We start from the raw sequence: 17,643 nt of genomic DNA, 5'->3' as shown, positions 1-17,643 counted from the left end.
GGCGAAAGTCGAGCCTTGTATCAGGAGTGTGATGGGCATCAGCACAATCTCGAAGCCGCACGAACGGCTGGCCGAAATGTTGACCGGCGAAATGGAGGCGGTGAATACGCTGATCCGGACCCGCATGGCGTCCGAACACGCGCCCCGTATCCCCGAGGTGACTGCGCATCTGGTCGAAGCGGGCGGCAAGCGCCTGCGCCCGATGCTGACATTGGCTGCGGCGCGGCTGTTTGGCTATTCGGGCGAGCATCACGTGCGTCTGGCCGCGACTGTTGAGTTCATTCACACCGCGACTCTGTTGCATGACGATGTGGTCGACGAAAGCGCCCAGCGACGCGGGCGGCCCACAGCGAACCTGTTGTGGGACAACAAATCCAGTGTGTTGGTCGGCGATTATCTGTTTTCTCGCAGTTTCCAGTTGATGGTTGAAACTGGATCGCTGCGCGTTCTGGATATCCTCGCCAATGCATCGGCCACGATTGCCGAAGGTGAGGTGCTGCAGATGACCGCCGCCACCGATTTGAACACGGATGAGAGCATCTATCTGCAGGTCGTACGCGGCAAGACCGCAGCCCTGTTTTCCGCAGCGACCGAGGTTGGCGGCGTGATTGCGGAAGCCTCAGACGCGCAGGTCAAAGCTCTGTTCGACTATGGCGACGCCCTGGGCATTGCCTTCCAAATTGCTGACGATCTGTTGGATTATCAGGGTGATAGCAAGGCAACCGGCAAGAATGTGGGTGACGATTTCCGCGAGCGCAAACTGACCCTGCCTGTGATCAAAGCCGTTGCGCAGGCCACAGCGGATGAGCGTATCTTCTGGGAGCGCACGATCGAAAAAGGCCGCCAGCAGGATGGCGATCTGGAATATGCGCTTGGGCTTATGAACAAGTACCAGACGCTCGAGGCGACCCGTCAGGACGCGCTGGGATGGGCGAACAAGGCCAAAGCCTCGCTTGTGGTTCTGCCAAATCACGAAATCCGCACTCTGCTGCGCGATCTGGCCGACTACGTGGTCTCGCGCCTTAACTGAGCATAGTTGCGCGGCACCACCAATCTGGCTGGGCCGCGCCGATCTCATAGGCTGCGAAATGCGCGGCCTTCATCGACGGGTAGAGCGCAAAACAGGTCGACCCTGACCCCGACATTCGGGCCAGCAGCACATCCCTTGTGTCCGCCAATTCCTCCAACACACGCCCGATTTGCGGGGCCTGGCTTATGGCGGGCTGTTCAAGGTCGTTTCTTTGGACGGCAAGCCAAGCGGCGTAATCTTCCACGCCTGCGAATGAAGGGATTTGATCCGGCAAGCCCGGATTGTCCCGCGACGACATAGCGCTAAAGACCGATCCGGTCGGAACCTCAACCCCAGGATTGACCAGCAGGACAGGCAATGGGGGCAAAGCGACCCGGTCCACCTGCTCGCCAATCCCCCGCATCCGCGCAGCCTCGGCCACCATGCAGACCGGTATATCGGCCCCTAACGCGGTCGGAAGATGCGTTGGGATATCAAATCCTTGCGCCGCCGCGTGGCGCAGCATGGCCGCCGCGTCCGAGGACCCTCCGCCAATGCCGCCGCCATGGGGCAGAACCTTGTTCAACGTGATATGGCCTGTCCAACCGGTGCCCTCGGCGGCTTTCCAGACGAGATTTCGGCTGTCCGTCGGAACCCCGTCGGCATGCTCTCCGCTGACCGAGAGCGAAAGGCTTTCGCCCGGCTCAAACGCCAGCTGATCGCCAATGTCAGCAAAAGCCACCAGCGAATCCAACAGATGATAGCCATCCGCGCGCTGGCCGGTGACATGCAGGGTTAGATTGACCTTCGCGGGCGCAAAGCCGCTAGTTGCCATTTGCAACCTTCAACGGATCCGCGCCCTCTTCGGACAGAACCGTATCCAGACCGACCTCAAGCTTGCGACGGATGCGTTCGGGATCAGCCTCACCATCGGTGTCTTCGGGATCAACGAAGGACAGGGCCCGTTTCCACTGGAACTCAGCCTCACGGGCGCGTCCAACGGCCCAGTAGACGTCGCCCAGATGGTCGTTGACCACAGGATCCACCGGCATCAGCTCAACCGCGCGCTCCATATGCTCGACCGCTTCGTCATAGCGACCAAGGCGGAACAGGACCCAGCCCAGGCTGTCGACGATATAACCACTGTCGGGGCGAGCCGCGACGGCGCGTTCGATCATGTCCAGCGCCTCATCGAGTTTTTCGCGACGTTCGACAAGCGAATAGCCCAGATAGTTCAGAACCTGCGGCTGATCCGGGTTCAGCTCAAGCGCGCGACGGAAATCGGCTTCGGCCTGATCCCATTGCTTGAGGCGCTCATGAGAAATCCCGCGCGCGTAGTGCAGGAACCAATTCGCGGTCGAGACACCCTCCGCCAGATCAATTGCGGTGTTGTAGGAATCAACCGCGGCGGCATAGTTTTCCTCGCGGCGCTGCAGATCGGCCAAAGCGACATGGACACTGGGAAGATCAGGCTTTTCCGCAGCCAGCGATTGCAAAACCTCAACCGCCGCATCGGTTTTGCCGGATTGCCCCAGAACATCAGCCCGGCCCAGTTCGGCCACGTGGTGATCGGTGCTGTCCTTGGGAACCGCGCGATACGCTTCGACCGCAAGATCAAGCTGGCTGAGTTCCGACAGAAGCTCAGCGCTCATCAGAAGGGCGTCGACGTGATCAGGCCGCAGGAAGCTGGCCGTGCGAGCATAGAGCAGAACGTAGTCCGGCGCGGCCTCGTCATTCAACGCGGCACCCACCGAAAAGAAGATCTCGGCCATGCCGTCTTGCGCCGTTCCTGCATGGGTGAAGGGCAGCGTTTCGCCATCAGACAATCGGCTTGTGTAATCTGCGATCGACGGATCGCTTCCGGCCTGAAACACATCGGCCAGGAAGGTCAGAGCGTCCTCATTCCGGTCAAGCTGCGACAGAACCTCGGTCCGGGCTAACGCGGTGCGGCGTGTGAACCGGGCCACGACCCCGTCATCGGCCGCGAAAATCGCCTCAGCCCCCTCGAAATCACCGATCGACGCCAAAGCCATCGCTTTGTGATAGAGGGCAAACTCGCGCAACCCTTCCTGGGTTGTAACCGAGTCGAACTGCTCCATCGCCTTGGTCATCTCACCCTGACCAAGATAGGCCCAGGCAATCATCAACCCATCGACCAATGGACCCACGCCCTGCGTTTCGGGATCACGTGACAGCAGGGTCTCCCAATCGCCCTCTGCGATCAGGTTTGCGGCGATGGCAATCCGGGCTGCTTGGCTCGGAAGGCCATTCTCTTCAATCGTCTCAGCGATGGGCAGTGCGCGCTCAACTTCGCCCAGCGCCAGCCGCGCGACGACGACGCTTTCCAACAGCAATGCGTTCTGCGGATCAGACCGCAACGCCTGCGCATAATACCTTTCGGCGGCGGCATAGTCGTTTTCGTAGATTGCCTGACGTCCGGCCAAATAGGCCCCGGACCCGGTATCCGAAAATGCCGGGATTGCGACCGAGGATGAAAGCAGCGCGGCCAGTGCCACGCGACGAACCAAGGAAACCACCAAAATCCTGCCTTGCTATCGTTGACTGCACGTTAAGCTAGGGCCTCGGCCGGCAAGAGGCAATGGCTCAAGGTTCACGACGCCGCCATTGCACCGGTTTTCGCCTAAGAACTGGCCGCCCTGTTGCACGGATCAAGCAGGAGCGCCGTCCAACACTCAATGGCAGCTCATCAATAGGGCTTTTGGTTGGCTCACCCTGGCGGAGGATTTGGGTGCCCTTCGCGTTTCATAAAGCACATGTTCGGTTTGGGTGATTTCAACTCATTCAGAGTGAAATATTTTTGCGATTGCGCAATAGGCCGACTGACGGAATGGTGCTTCCAAACACTGTTGGCAAACCAGACACGGTATAAACATACGATGAAGTCACATGCGAAAGTAGTTGTGGTCGGGGGCGGCTGCGTTGGGGCCTCTATCCTTTATGGTCTGACCGAACATGGCTGCACAGATGCGGTGATGTTGGAGCGGACGACGCTAACGTCAGGGTCCACTTGGCACGCCGCCGGTTTGCTTGTGACCTTTGTACGGTCGCGAAACGTGTCGAAGATGACCATGGAAACCATCCGCATTTATACCGAGGTTGAGGAAAAGATGGGGACCTCGGTGGGCCTTCGCAAAGTGGGCCAGCTGCGCGTTGCCAATACCGAAAAGCGCTGGGATGAGTTCCAGTCCTATATCTCGATCGCCGAAGCCGCCGGGGTGCCATGCAAGCTGCTGACACCGGAAGAGATTGCCGAGGTTCACCCTCTACTGAACCAAAGCCCGGATATTCGTGGCGGCATCCTGCATACCGAAGACGGCTATGTGAATCCCGCCGACATCACCATGGCGCTGGCCAAGCTGGCGCGCGATGCCGGGGCCAAAGTCTATCAGAACACCGAAGCCACCGCTTATGAAAAGCTTGAGAACGGCCACTGGAAAGTGACCACCAACCAAGGTGAGATCACTTGCGAGCATCTGATCTTTGCTACCGGCAACTACGCCCGAGAAAATGCGCGCCGTGTGGGTCTGGACCTGCCCTGCATCCCGATCGTTCACCAATATTGGACGACCGAGACCGTTCCCTTGCTGAAAGAACGCAAGGCACAGGGTCTGCCGGAATTCCCGATCCTGCGGGACGAGGATTATGGCGCCTATCTGCGCGAGGACGTGGGCGGCATCCAGTTTGGCCCCTATGAATTCACCAAGGACCTCAAGCTGTTCGCCGAAGACCGCGTGCCGCCTGATTTCGGGGCCGACCTTCTGCCCGAAGATTTCGATGCCGTGGAAACCCAGTGGGAACGCGCCATCGAACGGGTTCCGACACTGGGCGAGGTTGGAATCAAGGCCAATACCCGCGGCCCGTTCCAGATGACCCCGGACGAGCTGCCTCTGGCTGGCCCCGCGCCGGGGCACGAGAACCTGTGGCTGGCCGAAGGGATGCCCGGCGGTATCCTGTGGGGCGGCACGGTCGGGAACCGTCTGGCCAAGTGGATCGTGGATGGCGATCCGGGCATGGACATGTCGGAACTCGACCCGCGCCGGTTCTCGGACTACGCCTCGAAACGGTGGACCATGGACAAGGTGCGCGAGACCTGGGGCACCCATATGGATGCGCACATCCCCGGTGAGGATTTCCCCGAAGCCCGTCCGATGAAAACCGCAGGCTCCTACGATCTGTTGACCGCCCATGGCGCCGTCTGGACCAGCTTCAACGGTTATGAATTCCCGCGCTGGTTTGCCAAATCGCCCGAAGAGGCGATCCCCGAACACTCCTTCCGCCGCACCAATCATATGGGGTTGGTACAAGAAGAAGTGCGCCGCACTCGCGAAGAGGCGGGCTTCATCGAGATGTCTCCGATGACCAAATTCACCGTGCGCGGGCCGGGCGCGGCCAAATGGTTGGACGGCCTGATGGCGAACAAACTGCCCAAGGTGGGGCGTATGACCCTGTCGCTGATGCTGAACGACAAGGGCGGGATGGATGCGGAATATTCCATCGTGCGCAAGGCGCAGGATGATTTCTACCTGATCTCGACCCCGAATTGGCAAGCCTATAACTGGGACCAGATGCAGCGTCTGCTGCCCAAAGACGGCTCGGTCGTGATGGAGGACATCTCGGAACAGCTGGGCGTGATCGCTCTAGCTGGTCCGAAATCGCGCGAGATCCTGTCGAACCTGACCGACAATGATCTGTCGAACGAGGCCTTCCCCTGGCTTTCGGCGCAAATGGGTGAGGTAGGCTATGCCAAAGGCGTTCACCTGCTGCGCGTCTCCTACACCGGTGAGCTGGGATGGGAGTTGCACCATCCGGCGGGCTACAACCGTCACCTCGTGGATCTGCTGCTTAAGGCGGGCGTAAAACCCTTCGGCCTTGAAGCGCTGGAGTCCATGCGGCTCGAGAAATCCTACCGGGCCATCAACCGCGAGATCTGCAAGGACCTGACCCCGTTTGAAGCCGATCTGGGCCGGTTCGTCGCCATGACCGAAAAGATCGGCGGGCAAGTGGTCGAACGGGACTTCATCGGCAAACCCGCTCTGCTGAAACAGCAGGAGACGGGAGGATACAACACTCTGGTCACGTTGAAATTGCCATATTGCGATACGTCGGTGATGTTTGACGAAGGCGTCTATTCCGACGGCAAACTGATTGGGCGCGTTACCTCGGGCGGGTTCTCATACTATTGCAACCACGACATCGCGATGGCGCTGGTGCCGCAGAACATGACGGCACCGGGCACCAGAATGCAGGTTCTGGTCCATAACGAGATGCGCGAGGCCGAGGTCATCGACACCTGCGCCGTGGACCCCACCAGCGCCCGCGCACGCGCCTGAAAAGAACAACAAGGGGGCTTGCGGTCCCTTTCACGAACACAAGGACAGGATCTAGCAGATGACCGATATCTCAACGAAAACGCTCTCACTCCAAGAGGTTAGGGAATTGGCGAAATCCGTCCTTGTGGCTGCGGGCATGGATGATACGGGCAGCGACATGATCGCTGAGATCGTCGTGAAATCCGAACGTGACGGTCCTCGCAGCCACGGTTTGCGCATGCTGCCGGTCTACGCGCAGAGCTTTACCTCGGGTTATGCCAACCCCGCTGCCCACCCCACGTGCGAGCGTATCGCACCGGGCGTTCTGCGCGGCGACGCAGACAACGGGTACTACCAGATCGCCGCAGCCGCAGCCCGGGACGAGCTGATTGCTATGGCGCGCGAAAACGGGATCGCTGCCTTTACCTGCGCAAATAGTCACCACCTAGGCGCGTTGCGCTTTGACACCGAACCGCTTGCCGAGGCGGGTTTGGTGGCCTTGGCCGTCGTCAACTCGCTGTCGATGGTGGTGCCGCAGGGTGGCGTGCGCCCTGTCTTTGGCACCAACCCGATGTCATTTGCCTGCCCGCGCGACGGCATGGAGCCCATCGTTTGGGATCAGGCGTCCTCGACGGTTGCGTTGATGGATATCCGCATGGCCGCCGCCGAAGGGCATGACCTGCCGCGCCCTGCGGGTCTGGCCCCGGACGGCCAGCCTAGCGCCGACCCAAACGCCATTCTGGAAACCCGCAGTCTGTTGCCCTTTGGCGAGCACAAAGGGGCCGCGATTGCCTTCCTGATCGAGGTCATGGGCGCTGCATTGGCCGGAGGTACCCTCTCGGTCGACAATGCCGAGCGCGAGGCGCATGGCGCGTTGAACGTCAAGGGCGGCGCGACCCTGATTGCGATGGATCCGACACGGTTCGGAAATGCCGCCTTCAACGACTATGTCACGCGCATCTGTGCCGAGATCGAAGGCAACGGAACCGCGCGCATACCCGGTGACGGGCGGCTAAAGAACCGCGCCGCGTCTCAGGCCGGAGGCGTCAGCGTCAGCACCGAGTTGTTGTCGCAGTTGCAAGACTTGCAGTAAGGCGTCCAACCGATGGCAAAGGTGGTTGTGATCGGCGGAGGCGTCGTGGGAACCTCCTGCGCGCTGGCGTTGCAGGCCGATGGGCACGCGGTTTCGGTTGTCGAGCCCGGACCCGTGGGTGAAGGGGCTAGCTGGGCCTCGTGCGGCTGTATCGCCGTAGGTGAGATCGTACCGCTGTCCCAGCCGGGCATGCTGATGAAGGTGCCGGGCTAGCTGTTGGACCCCGAGGCGCCCTTGGCGCTGCGCCCTTCCTCGGCGCTGCGGATCCTGCCCTGGTTCGCGCGCTTCACCGCAAATGCGCGTCGGGCGCGGATACGGGCCATCGCGGCGGATCTGGCGCGGCTGACCTTTGCCGCCACCGATGATTTCAAGGCGCAACTGGCCGATATCGGTCGACCGGAATTGCTGGTAGAAAAGCCGGTGATCAAACTGTTCGACGATGACAGCGACCGCGCCACCATGGCCGCCGCCTTTGATCTGGCCCGAGAGCTGGGCTGTTCTATCGAATACATCCCCGGCCCCGCAGCGCATGAGATTGATCCGGCCATCGCGCCCGATTTCAAACACGCCGCCCTGCTGCATGACTGGAGCTTCGTGACCGAGCCCAAGCGCCTGGTCGAAGCCCTGCATCAGGCCTTTGCCAGCCGAGGAGGCACAGTATTCACAGGCGAGGCCGAGGCGTTCCAACACAACGGTCGCAAAATTCAGGGCGTGCGCCTTGCAGACGGTCAGGTTCTTACGGCGGACGAGTTCGTGCTGGCGGCGGGCACAAACTCACGCGGCTTGGCGCGGGATTTGGGCGTGCCAAGCCAGTTGGAAGGGGTGATCGGCTACTCTACCGCTTTGCCTGACAGCGGTGTCGACCTGGCCCACACCGTGTTCTACGCCAAAGGCGGGTTTGGGATCACACCGTATGAGGACGCTCTGGCCGTGGCTGGGACCATCGAGTTCGCGGATGCCGACGCGAAACCCAACTGGAACCGCGCCGATATTCTGGTCAAACGCGCGAAACGCGTGTTGCCGCGGCTTGGAACGGACAAGGCCGAGCGCCGCATGGGGCGACGTCCTTTTACTCCCGATACCCGCCCCATTATTGGCCGCAGCGACCGATTGGCGAATGTCACTTTCGCCACCGGCCACGGACAGTTGGGCCTGACGCTTGGGGCGACAACCGCGCAGCTGGTGGCGGATGAGATCGCGGGCCGCGCGCCCTCAATCGACATTCAGGCCTTCAGACCGGACCGGTTCCAGGGTCAAGGCAAGCTCAACTTTGTCATCCGCCCGCCATCGACCGTGTAGACCTGCCCGGTGATAAAGCCGCTTTCCTCGGCAGCCAGAAACGCCGCCAAGGCAGCCACTTCTTCGGGCCTACCAGTGCGCGCGACCGGGTGAATCTGGCCGATATCCCGGCGAAACGCATCCGGGTTGGGCATTGAGTCGATAAAGTCGAGGTTCAGCTCGGTGTCGATCCAGCCCGGAGCGATGGCGTTGCAGCGGATACCTTCGGCCCCGTGATCCACCGCCACGGCACGGGTCAACCCGTGCAGCCCAGCCTTGGACGCGCAATAGGCTGCGTGGCCGGGATTGCTGCCCAGTCCCTCGATCGAGCCTGTATTGACAATGCTGCCCTTGGTTTTGCGCAGATGGGGCAAAGCGGCCTGAATCATCAGGAACGGTGCGGTCAGGTTGACGGTCAGGTTTTTCTGCCAGTCATCCAACTTCATCTCTTCGACGCGGGCCTCCTGCATCATCCCGGCATTGTTGACCAGAACGTCCAACTGCCCGGCGCGGGCGATAACCTCGGCTACTACCTGTTCAGGCGCGGCTGGGTCGGTGAAATCGGCTGCGATCCCTTCGAACCGGTCATCGCCACCGCGCTGAGCGGTGAAGACGCGCGCGCCTTCCTCCGTCAGCCGTGCCGCGATGGCCTGCCCGATCCCAGAGCGCCCGCCGGTAACCAGCGCAACCTTGCCCTCAAACCGCCTCATGCGACCGGCTTCCCGCCATTGACCTCAACCAGCGTGCCGCACATGTAGCGCGCCGCATCCGAGGCGAGGAACAGGACCACATCGGCAATATCCTCAGGCTCGGCGATCCGGCCCAGAGGCACTGTCTTACCCAGTTCGGTCACGGCCTCGTCAGGATCAAATCCACGCTTGGCAAAGCCCGAGCGCAGCATCGGTGTGTTGACCTCATTCGGGCAGACGGCGTTGATGCGGATACCCTGATGCGCGTGATCCATCCCCATACATTCGGTCAGCGAGGCGATCGCCGCCTTGGTCATGCAATAGAGCGCATGGTTTGGCCCCGGCGCCTTGCCACCCCAGCAGGACGCGGTGTTGACGATGGCTCCACCGCCCGCCTCGGCCATCAAAGGAATAGCGGCGCGGCAAATCCGGAAAGGTGCCTCGACATTCACGCCCAAGGACAAGCTCCAGTCGGCGTCCGAGGTTTCGGTCACTGCGCCGCGGGTGATGACGCCGGCATTGTTGATGACGATATCGAGGCCGCCCAAAGCCTGTTGCGCGTTGGCAGCCAGTTGGTCGCAATAAACCGGGTCCAGCAGATCGCCGGGCAGATGCGCCTCGGCCTCGATCCCATCGGTCGAGCGATCGGCAACCGCGACCCGAGCGCCCTGCGCGCGCAGCTGTTTGACGATGGCCTGCCCGATCCCTCCGGCCGCGCCGGTGACGAGGGCGTTTTTGTCCTGAAACATGTCTTAGTCTTCCCAGATTGCGACGGCCTGCCCCAGCAGGTCCCGGTTCATTGTCACGCCGAGGCCCGGCGCATCGGGCGGCAGAACGCCACCGTTTTCGATTGGGGCGTCAAACGCCCCGGTCTGGATCGTCACCATGTCGCGCGGGTCCAGAACACAGCGCAGTAGCCGTTCGGGCACGGTCGCACCCATATGGAAGATCGAGGCGGCCGACAGGGTTGAACCCACCGTGTCCTGCACACTGATTGTCAGACCGGCAGAGCGACAGATGTCGCGGTGACGGCGGGCATGGGTCAGGCCCCCGGCTTTCGAGATTTTCAGCCCGATGCCATCGGCCACATCCAGCGCCACCAGCTTGGCGATATCGCCATCCTCTTGCGCCAACTCGTCCAGAATGATCGGCACGTCACAGCGCTGGCGCAGGGAAAGCGTCTCGCGCCATGTGGCGCAGGGGGCCTCCAGCACGAAATCCAGCCCGTTCGGCAAGGCGCGGAGCATCCGCAGCGCGGTTTCCGGGATCAGTCCGCCATTGGCGTCAACGATGAAGTACTCACCCGGTTGCCGATCCGCCAATGAGGCCGCGATGCGTTCGGCATCCAGCGCCGGGCCGCCTTCGGAATCCATCGCACCGACCTTGACCGAATGGCCCATATAGCCCATCGCGCGGTGTTCCGCGACGCGCGCGCGCATATCCTCGGGCGTGCCCGCGTAGATCGAGCTGATTGCGGGCAGGCGATTGCCCGTCGCGCCGCCCAGCAGTTTATAGACCGGCAGGCCAACCGATTTGCCGAACAGGTCCCAACAGGCCAGATCAAGTGCCGATTTCGCGTGGTTATGGCCCAACAGCGCTTCATCCATCGCGTCATTGATCCGGTCCACATCGCGCGGGTCTCGACCGATCAGATAGGGGGCGATTTCTTCGACCCCGGCGCGGGCGCCCCGTGCATGGGCGGCGATGTAGTTCGGGCCGAAGGGGGTGGATTCGCCCCATCCCTCGGCCCCGTCATCGGCGGTGATACAGACGATGACGCTGTCAAATCCGGTGTAAATGCGCCCGCCCGACAGCTCATAAGAGCCGCCCGCATAGGGCAGATGCAGTTCAAAAAGCTCAATATTGCGGATTTTCATGAGGTCACCTGCGGCGGGATCAGCACCAGCTGCCCGGTATGTGTTTTGGTCAGAAACTCTTCCTGCGCTGTCGCGATCTCGCTCAGCGGATAGGTCTTGGCAACGACGGGGCGGATTTCTCCGGCCTCGATGTATTTCACGAGGTTTTCGAAGACGATGTCCTCCTGAAAGGTGCAGCCAAACAAGGTGAGGTCTTTGAGGTAGAGCGTTCGCACGTCTATTTCACAGATAGGTCCGGCAATGGCCCCGGCGGTCGCATACCGCCCGCCCCGGCGCAGCACGTCCAACAGGCTGGGCCATTGCGGGCCGGCCACCAGATCGACCACCACGTCGATCGAGCCCTCCCCCAGTTCCGCCACCAGATCGGCATTGCGGTCCAGCACGCGATCTGCGCCCAAAGCCCGAACGGCCTCGGCCTTTGTAGGCGAACACATTGCGATCACATGCGCGCAGCGCCGTTTCGCCAGTTGCACCGCAGCCGAACCGACACCGCCCGAGGCACCGGTGACCAGAACTGTCTCGGCCCCGACGCTGGCGCGGTGCAGCATGCCCTCGGCGGTGGAATAGGCGCAGGGGATTGCGGCCAGTTCCACATCCTCCCAGTCGCAACTCACGGCATGGGTTTCCCGCGAAGGTGCGACGCAGAACTGGGCAAAACCCCCATCGCATTCACTGCCGATGGTCCAGCATTCAAAAGGGCGGTAGTCCACATAGGTCCGAAGCATGTTGCGCACAATCACACGCTCGCCAATGCGCGCCGGGTCGACCTCATCGCCTACGGCAGCAACATAGCCACAGACATCAGCGCCCTGAATGCGGGGGAAGGTCAAGGGCGTGCCAGACCAGCTGGCATCGTCATCGTCCACAGTCTCAAAACCTGAGGCACCACCGGTATTGGTGTCCTCGGTAACCGCCTTGGAGTACCAGCCGATCCGCGTGTTGATGTCGGTGTTGTTCACACCCGCGGCAGCTACTCGGATCAGAACCTCTCCGCGCCCAGGCATCGGGACTGGCACGTCCGAGCGGTAGTCCAGCATCTCGATACCGCCATGGCCGGTCAGTTGAACCGCATGCATGGTTTCGGGGATCATGGTGTTCTCCTTAGTATGAGGCGACGGGCGCGCCGAACAGCGTTTCGTCGGGGCTGACGCCCAGACCCGGCCCGGTCGGGCGCTGAATGTGACCGCCTTGGATGGTGATACCATTTTCGGGATCGTAGTTGCCTTCGATATAGGGGGCGGCGAGCCACGCGCCCTCCATCAGTGTTGGACGCACGGTGGATGCAATCTGCGTGCAGGCGGCGGCGATGATGTCCCCGCCCCAGCTGTCATCACAGGTATGAGGCAGGTTGCGCGCCTCGCAAATGTCGCGGAAGGTGCGCATGTTCTGAAGGCCGCCGATTCGGGTCACTTTCATGCCAAACCCATCCACCAGCCCGGTCCCGGCGGCCGAGATCACGGTATTCAGATCGACGCTGTTTTCATCCATGTAGATGCCATGGCTCACCTGAGGGCGGATCTTTTCCAGGTCCTGATGGGTGTTGCAGGGCTGTTCCATGATGAAGGGCACATCCGGGCATTCACGACTGACGCGCAACGCATCGCGCGTGGTCCACCCGCGATTGCCATCGACTGCAAGGCGCATGCCTGTTCCGCAGACAACCTCCCAGACTTTGTGGATGGTTTCGATATCAATCTCAACCGGACGGCCACCCACTTTGATTTGCAAGCGAGGATACCCCTCGGCCAGCTTCTCTTTGGCAAGGCGCGCGATATCGTCCGGCGCGCCCACACCCGTCGCATAGTAAGAGGGCACGCGATCAGTCTGCGCGCCGCCCAGCAGGTTGGCGACGTTCACGCCCAGTTTCTTGCCAATCAGGTCATGGGCCGCGATGTCGATGGCGGCCTTGGCATAGTTGTGCCCGTTCAGCAGCCCGTTCATCCGGTGGTGCAGGGCCACAGGCCACAGATCCGCGCCGATCAGGCCTTTTGCCATCGCCTTCAAGGCCGCCCGCGCGCCCTCTGCATGCGCTTCGGCATAGGTGGGGCCGACCGGGCAGGTCTCTCCCCAGCCGATCGTGCCATCCTCGGCCACCAGCTTGACCAGCGTGGTGTCCAGCGCCCAGACCTCGGCGTTGGCCATGGTGTAGGGGCCGTTTTTGACCGGCAGATCATGGGCGTAGATGTGGATTTCCTTGATCTTCATATCCGTCTCTTTTGTCCTTTGCCGGAGGCCCGGCCTAGTGAATATCGGCAGCGGCCAGCAACGCGCGGGCGCAACGCATCGTGGCCAAGGTTGCGGCCTCGGCACCCATCAAACGCGCGCTCTCTGTTAGACCTTCGTGCAGGATGAACAGAGCCTCGGCCAAAGCCTCGACATCGCAATCGGGGGCCACGTGGATTAGCCGGGTGCGGAACATGTCGCGCACATGCTGTTTATGCGTCGTGACGGCATCGCGGATTGCGTCACTTTCGGGATAGGCCGCCAGCGCGTTGCGGAACAGACATCCGGTGTTTGAAACCTCGCGCAGCCAGTCCGCCAGGCGGGTCAGAACACGCAACACATGATCCGCGCCCCGGAGTTGATCGGTGCCGATCCAATCGGAATAGGCGGCGTCTCGATGATCCAACGCGCCTATGACCATCGCTTCGCGGCTGGGAAAATACTTGTAGAGCGTGCGCAGGGAAACATTAGCGCCCTCTCGCAAGGCTTCTACACCTTGGGTGGCAAATCCCATCTCTGAAAACTGCCGGTCTAGGTTTTCTGCGATTTTCTGCTGTGTCTCAGTCATATCTCGGTGGTAGAGCGATCACTCTACCCACACATCACCGTTTGCGACACTGACTTTCTTGCCAACGACAAAAAATGCCACCGGCGAGACCGGTGGCATGAAACAGGGGCGGGATGGCGGCAGGGTCGCGCCGCCAGTGCCAGGCTTTCAGTTACATGTTGGGATAGTTCGGGCCGTCGCCACCCTGCGGCGTGGTCCAGGTGATGTTCTGGCTCGGGTCTTTGATATCGCAGGTCTTGCAGTGGACGCAGTTCTGGAAGTTGATCACGAACCGCGGACCGTCGTCATCCTCGACCATCTCATAGACGCCAGCCGGGCAATAGCGTTGCGCGGGCTCGGCGAATTTGGGCAGGTTGACGGCAACCGGGATTGACGGGTCGCCCAGTTTCAGATGGCAGGGCTGGCTTTCCTCGTGGTTGGTCATCGCGAAGGACACGTTGGTCAGACGGTCAAAGGACAGCGTGCCATCGGGCTTGGGATAGTCGATCGGCTTGTGCTTGCTGGCCTCTTCGGTCGACTCGGCGTCGTTCTTGCCGTGACCCATCGTGCCGAACAGCGAAAAACCCAGCGTGTTGGTCCACATGTCCAGACCACCCAGCGCCAGCGATGGCATGAGGCCCCATTTCGACCACATCGGCTTGACGTTGCGCACTTTCTTGAGGTCCTGGCCAATGGCGCCTTCACGCACGTCGGTTTCATAGGCCGTCAGCTCATCACCCGAACGGTCAGCCTTGATGGCGTCAAAGGCGGCCTCTGCTGCGGCTTTGCCCGACAACATCGCGTTGTGGTTGCCCTTGATGCGCGGCACGTTGACCATACCGGCCGAGCAGCCTAGCAGCGCCACGCCTGGAGCAACCAGTTTCGGCATCGACTGATAGCCGCCCTCGGTGATTGCGCGGGCGCCATAAGCCACGCGCTTGCCGCCTTTCAGTAGCTCAGCGACCATCGGGTGATGCTTGAAGCGCTGGAATTCCATGTAGGGGTACAGGTGTGGGTTCTTGTAGTTCAGATGTACTACGAAGCCGACATACACCTGGTTGTTTTCCAGGTGATAGATGAAAGAACCACCACCAGCGTTGCTGCCCAGAGGCCAGCCCATGGTGTGCGTGACTGAGCCTTCCTTATGCTTGGCCGGGTCGATCTCCCAAATCTCTTTCATGCCAACGCCGTATTTCTGCGGCTCTTTGCCAGCAGACAGGTCGTATTTGGCGATGACTTCTTTGGACAAGGAGCCGCGCACGCCTTCGGACAAGAACACGTACTTGCCGTGCAGCTCCATGCCCGGTTCGGTGCCGGGGCCGTAAGAGCCATCTGCTTCCAGACCGAAGACACCGGCGACCACGCCTTTGACTTCGCCGTTTTCGCCGTAGACCAGCTCGGAACAGGCCATGCCAGGGAAGATTTCCACGCCCAGCTCTTCGGCTTGTTCGGCCATCCAGCGGCAAACATTGCCCATCGAGACGATGTAGTTGCCGTGGTTATTCATCAGCGGCGGCATCGGTGCGTTGGGGATGCGCAGCTTTCCGGCCTCACCCAGCATATAGAAGTTATCTTCGTTCACCGGCGTGTTCAGCGGTGCGCCTTTTTCTTTCCAATCCGGGATCAGAGCGTCCAGCCCGCAGGGATCAAGAACCGCGCCCGACAGGATATGCGCACCCACTTCCGATCCCTTTTCCAGAACCACGACATTCAGGTCGGCATCCAGCTGTTTCAGACGGATGGCCGCCGACAGGCCTGCGGGGCCTGCGCCCACGATCACCACATCGTATTCCATCGCTTCGCGTTCAATCTCGGCCATCGCGGGCTCCTTAGCTAACTTTCCGAATTGGCGCTTTTCTCATGCGGTCGGCGCAATTTTGTTTCACGGCTGATTACATGGTGAGAAAGACTCAGGTCAATCGAAACACGGCGTAACAATGCCGCTATTCGACACTTCACGTGTTTGGCGAGTCGCCCATAAGGTATCTGGGACCGCTACCATGTGATTTGGCGCGGTCATCGGGGTTGTAAAGAGCGCATTTCGGCAGGCTGAGGCACCCGCAGCCGATGCAGCCGTCCAGATTGTCGCGCAATCGCGTCAGGGTATTGATTCGCTGATCCAGATGGGCGCGCAGCGTGACGCTGATGTCTTTCCAATCCTGCGGCGTCGGGGTTCGGTTGCCGGGCAGGCCCGATAGCACCTCACGGATCTCTGGCAAGGTCAGGCCGAATTGCTGGGCGATCATCACAAAGCTCAACCGCCTGATATCGGCCCTTTGATACCGCCGCTGCCCGCCTGCGTTGCGCCAGGGCGAGATCAACCCCTGCGCCTCATAGTACCGGATCGCCGACACCGCCAACCCGGTACGCCGTGCCAAAGCGCCAATTGCCAGACCTTCGGAAGCTGCCATTTCACCCTCGCAAGAAATACCTTGACCTAAAGTTAGGTTTAGAAATTACGCTGAGTCGTGACAAGCCTGAAAAAGGAAAGGACCTGCCATGATGGCCACGCTTGAACACACCAACTTCACCGTCAACGATCCCAAAGCCTCGGCCGCGTGGATGCACAAAGTGTTTGGATGGGATATCCGCTGGGAAGGCGCCGCGATGGCGGGCGGCTATACGGTGCATGTCGGCACAAAACACACCTATCTTGCCCTCTACCGCCCCGAACACCCCGAGCCATCAAACGAAAGCAGCTATGACGTGGTCGGCGGCCTGAACCACGTGGGCGTTCTGGTCGAGGATATCGACGCGACCGAGGCCAAGGTGCGCGCGGCAGGTTTTACACCGCATAACCACGCCGATTATGAGCCGGGCAAGCGGTTCTATTTCGACGATGACAACGGGATCGAGTTCGAGGTGGTGCAATATGATTGAGATGTTGTGGCTCTGCACCCCGTCACAGCGGTGGCGCAGGAACAAGCCCCCGGACCACCGCCACAGGCGCGAACCGCCTCAGCGGAACGGCGTTAAGTCGCAAATCGACGTGTGACGCCCTCTTGGCCTCTTGCATTTCACGCTCCATTTGGGTCAGGTACTGAACGACCCATCATTCGCCCCGACGCTTTCCCCGCGGCGGGGCGGCTCAATTTATGCGTGGACAACAAGATTATGGAAAAGATTCCAATGACGCCTGCGGGCAATGCCGCGCTCGAGGCGGAGCTGAAAAACCTCAAATCCGTCGAGCGCCCGGCGATCATCGAAGCTATCGCTTCGGCCCGCGAACTGGGTGATTTGAAGGAAAACGCCGAATACCACTCGGCCCGTGAAAAGCAGGGCTTCATCGAAGGCCGCATCAAAGAGCTTGAGGGCATCCTGTCGCTGGCCGATGTAATTGATCCGGCCAAACTGTCGGGTGCGATCAAGTTCGGCGCCAAGGTCACGCTGGTCGATGAAGACACCGATGAGGAAAAGACCTGGCAGATCGTTGGTGAATACGAGGCCAATATCGAAAAAGGCCTTCTGAACATCAAATCGCCCATGGCCCGCGCCTTGATTGGCAAGGACGAAGGCGACAGTGTCGAAGTTCGCACCCCCGGCGGTGTCCGTTCCTACGAAGTTCTCAACATCGAATTCGCCTGACCCGGAGGGTCT

General features: G+C 60.9%; 17 protein-coding genes. 7 read left to right on the top strand and 10 right to left on the bottom strand.

All coding sequences use genetic code 11. The features are described 5' to 3' along the window. The first annotated feature begins 31 nt into the window (after nt 1-31). A complete protein-coding gene (locus ACR0J4_RS07030) occupies nt 32-1,030 on the top strand; it encodes a polyprenyl synthetase family protein (protein ID WP_170553639.1) in 999 nt (332 codons plus the stop codon). Here the strand turns inward: ACR0J4_RS07030 and ACR0J4_RS07025 are convergent. Together ACR0J4_RS07025 and ACR0J4_RS07020 are read right to left on the bottom strand one after the other, a co-directional pair. Beyond that, on the bottom strand, nt 1,023-1,844 hold the full coding sequence (locus ACR0J4_RS07025) for a 4-(cytidine 5'-diphospho)-2-C-methyl-D-erythritol kinase (RefSeq protein ID WP_170642758.1): 822 nt from the start codon (nt 1,842-1,844) through the stop codon (nt 1,023-1,025). The two genes, ACR0J4_RS07030 and ACR0J4_RS07025, sit on opposite strands and share 8 nt — an antisense overlap. Further along, nucleotides 1,834-3,546, bottom strand: coding sequence for a tetratricopeptide repeat protein (locus tag ACR0J4_RS07020; protein WP_170642757.1), 1,713 nt, complete (start codon nt 3,544-3,546; stop codon nt 1,834-1,836). The genes ACR0J4_RS07025 and ACR0J4_RS07020 overlap by 11 nt, the downstream gene beginning before the upstream one ends. Before the next feature lie 360 nt (nt 3,547-3,906). Between ACR0J4_RS07020 and ACR0J4_RS07015 the strand changes: the two genes are divergently transcribed. From ACR0J4_RS07015 to ACR0J4_RS07000, 4 genes are read left to right on the top strand one after another with little or no spacing between them, the layout of a single operon-like run. Then, entirely contained in the window at nt 3,907-6,360 is a 2,454-nt protein-coding gene (locus ACR0J4_RS07015; RefSeq protein ID WP_170642756.1) for a GcvT family protein, read from the top strand. A gap of 58 nt (nt 6,361-6,418) precedes the next feature. Then, on the top strand, nt 6,419-7,432 hold the full coding sequence (locus ACR0J4_RS07010) for an Ldh family oxidoreductase (RefSeq protein ID WP_170553652.1): 1,014 nt from the start codon (nt 6,419-6,421) through the stop codon (nt 7,430-7,432). A 12-nt stretch (nt 7,433-7,444) separates the two neighbouring features. Next, a complete protein-coding gene (locus tag ACR0J4_RS07005; RefSeq protein ID WP_480668350.1) occupies nt 7,445-7,645 on the top strand; it encodes an FAD-dependent oxidoreductase in 201 nt (66 codons plus the stop codon). A gap of 21 nt (nt 7,646-7,666) precedes the next feature. Then, nucleotides 7,667-8,731 (top strand): NAD(P)/FAD-dependent oxidoreductase, encoded by a 1,065-nt coding sequence (locus ACR0J4_RS07000; protein ID WP_480668349.1) that lies wholly within the window; start codon nt 7,667-7,669, stop codon nt 8,729-8,731. On the opposite strand, the gene ACR0J4_RS06995 is transcribed toward ACR0J4_RS07000, so the two are convergent. The 8 genes from ACR0J4_RS06995 to soxR all read right to left on the bottom strand — a co-directional run bounded on the left by ACR0J4_RS06995 (nt 8,686) and on the right by soxR (nt 16,457). Then, nucleotides 8,686-9,420: an SDR family oxidoreductase gene (locus ACR0J4_RS06995; protein ID WP_170642755.1), complete on the bottom strand. Its 735-nt coding sequence runs from the start codon at nt 9,418-9,420 to the stop codon at nt 8,686-8,688. The two genes, ACR0J4_RS07000 and ACR0J4_RS06995, sit on opposite strands and share 46 nt — an antisense overlap. Further along, nucleotides 9,417-10,148, bottom strand: a complete 732-nt coding sequence (locus tag ACR0J4_RS06990) for an SDR family oxidoreductase (protein WP_170553658.1) — start codon at nt 10,146-10,148, stop codon at nt 9,417-9,419. Before ACR0J4_RS06990 ends, ACR0J4_RS06995 begins: the two co-directional genes overlap by 4 nt. Nucleotides 10,149-10,151: 3 nt before the next feature. Further along, nucleotides 10,152-11,276, bottom strand: a complete 1,125-nt coding sequence (locus tag ACR0J4_RS06985; protein ID WP_170642754.1) for a mandelate racemase/muconate lactonizing enzyme family protein — start codon at nt 11,274-11,276, stop codon at nt 10,152-10,154. Beyond that, nucleotides 11,273-12,367 carry an alcohol dehydrogenase family protein gene (locus ACR0J4_RS06980; RefSeq protein WP_170747349.1) on the bottom strand — a complete coding sequence of 365 codons (1,095 nt, stop codon included), beginning with the start codon at nt 12,365-12,367 and terminating at the stop codon, nt 11,273-11,275. Before ACR0J4_RS06980 ends, ACR0J4_RS06985 begins: the two co-directional genes overlap by 4 nt. A gap of 10 nt (nt 12,368-12,377) precedes the next feature. Further along, entirely contained in the window at nt 12,378-13,481 is a 1,104-nt protein-coding gene (locus ACR0J4_RS06975; RefSeq protein WP_170642753.1) for a mandelate racemase/muconate lactonizing enzyme family protein, read from the bottom strand. Between the two features lie 34 nt (nt 13,482-13,515). Further along, entirely contained in the window at nt 13,516-14,067 is a 552-nt protein-coding gene (locus ACR0J4_RS06970; RefSeq protein WP_170642752.1) for a TetR/AcrR family transcriptional regulator, read from the bottom strand. A gap of 151 nt (nt 14,068-14,218) precedes the next feature. Continuing rightward, a complete protein-coding gene (locus ACR0J4_RS06965) occupies nt 14,219-15,865 on the bottom strand; it encodes an electron transfer flavoprotein-ubiquinone oxidoreductase (RefSeq protein ID WP_170379055.1) in 1,647 nt (548 codons plus the stop codon). 136 nt (nt 15,866-16,001) lie between these two features. After that, the gene (soxR, locus tag ACR0J4_RS06960) at nt 16,002-16,457 is read right to left on the bottom strand and encodes a redox-sensitive transcriptional activator SoxR (protein ID WP_170379057.1); all 456 of its coding nucleotides are present in this window, start codon (nt 16,455-16,457) and stop codon (nt 16,002-16,004) included. A gap of 88 nt (nt 16,458-16,545) precedes the next feature. Between soxR and ACR0J4_RS06955 the strand changes: the two genes are divergently transcribed. Beyond that, nucleotides 16,546-16,926, top strand: a complete 381-nt coding sequence (locus tag ACR0J4_RS06955) for a VOC family protein (protein WP_170480896.1) — start codon at nt 16,546-16,548, stop codon at nt 16,924-16,926. A 234-nt stretch (nt 16,927-17,160) separates the two neighbouring features. Beyond that, the gene (gene greA, locus ACR0J4_RS06950; RefSeq protein ID WP_170379061.1) at nt 17,161-17,631 is read left to right on the top strand and encodes a transcription elongation factor GreA; all 471 of its coding nucleotides are present in this window, start codon (nt 17,161-17,163) and stop codon (nt 17,629-17,631) included. Nucleotides 17,632-17,643: the final 12 nt, after the last annotated feature.

The sequence above is a fragment of the Ruegeria sp. B10 genome, assembly GCF_056539825.1.
The sequence above is the reverse complement of the archived record's forward strand: the minus strand, read 5'-3'. Positions and strand labels throughout refer to the sequence as shown.

What these genes read in the sequence shown, in the direction of transcription:
- ACR0J4_RS07030 (WP_170553639.1), top strand. Translation starts at nt 32, where the DNA reads ATGGGCATCAGCACAATCTCGAAGCCGCACGAACGGCTGGCCGAAATG.
- ACR0J4_RS07025 (WP_170642758.1), bottom strand. Translation starts at nt 1,844, where the DNA reads ATGGCAACTAGCGGCTTTGCGCCCGCGAAGGTCAATCTAACCCTGCAT.
- ACR0J4_RS07015 (WP_170642756.1), top strand. Translation starts at nt 3,907, where the DNA reads ATGAAGTCACATGCGAAAGTAGTTGTGGTCGGGGGCGGCTGCGTTGGG.
- ACR0J4_RS07010 (WP_170553652.1), top strand. Translation starts at nt 6,419, where the DNA reads ATGACCGATATCTCAACGAAAACGCTCTCACTCCAAGAGGTTAGGGAA.
- ACR0J4_RS07005 (WP_480668350.1), top strand. Translation starts at nt 7,445, where the DNA reads ATGGCAAAGGTGGTTGTGATCGGCGGAGGCGTCGTGGGAACCTCCTGC.
- ACR0J4_RS06995 (WP_170642755.1), bottom strand. Translation starts at nt 9,420, where the DNA reads ATGAGGCGGTTTGAGGGCAAGGTTGCGCTGGTTACCGGCGGGCGCTCT.
- ACR0J4_RS06990 (WP_170553658.1), bottom strand. Translation starts at nt 10,148, where the DNA reads ATGTTTCAGGACAAAAACGCCCTCGTCACCGGCGCGGCCGGAGGGATC.
- ACR0J4_RS06985 (WP_170642754.1), bottom strand. Translation starts at nt 11,276, where the DNA reads ATGAAAATCCGCAATATTGAGCTTTTTGAACTGCATCTGCCCTATGCG.
- ACR0J4_RS06980 (WP_170747349.1), bottom strand. Translation starts at nt 12,367, where the DNA reads ATGATCCCCGAAACCATGCATGCGGTTCAACTGACCGGCCATGGCGGT.
- ACR0J4_RS06975 (WP_170642753.1), bottom strand. Translation starts at nt 13,481, where the DNA reads ATGAAGATCAAGGAAATCCACATCTACGCCCATGATCTGCCGGTCAAA.
- ACR0J4_RS06970 (WP_170642752.1), bottom strand. Translation starts at nt 14,067, where the DNA reads ATGACTGAGACACAGCAGAAAATCGCAGAAAACCTAGACCGGCAGTTT.
- ACR0J4_RS06965 (WP_170379055.1), bottom strand. Translation starts at nt 15,865, where the DNA reads ATGGCCGAGATTGAACGCGAAGCGATGGAATACGATGTGGTGATCGTG.
- soxR (WP_170379057.1), bottom strand. Translation starts at nt 16,457, where the DNA reads ATGGCAGCTTCCGAAGGTCTGGCAATTGGCGCTTTGGCACGGCGTACC.
- ACR0J4_RS06955 (WP_170480896.1), top strand. Translation starts at nt 16,546, where the DNA reads ATGATGGCCACGCTTGAACACACCAACTTCACCGTCAACGATCCCAAA.
- greA (WP_170379061.1), top strand. Translation starts at nt 17,161, where the DNA reads ATGGAAAAGATTCCAATGACGCCTGCGGGCAATGCCGCGCTCGAGGCG.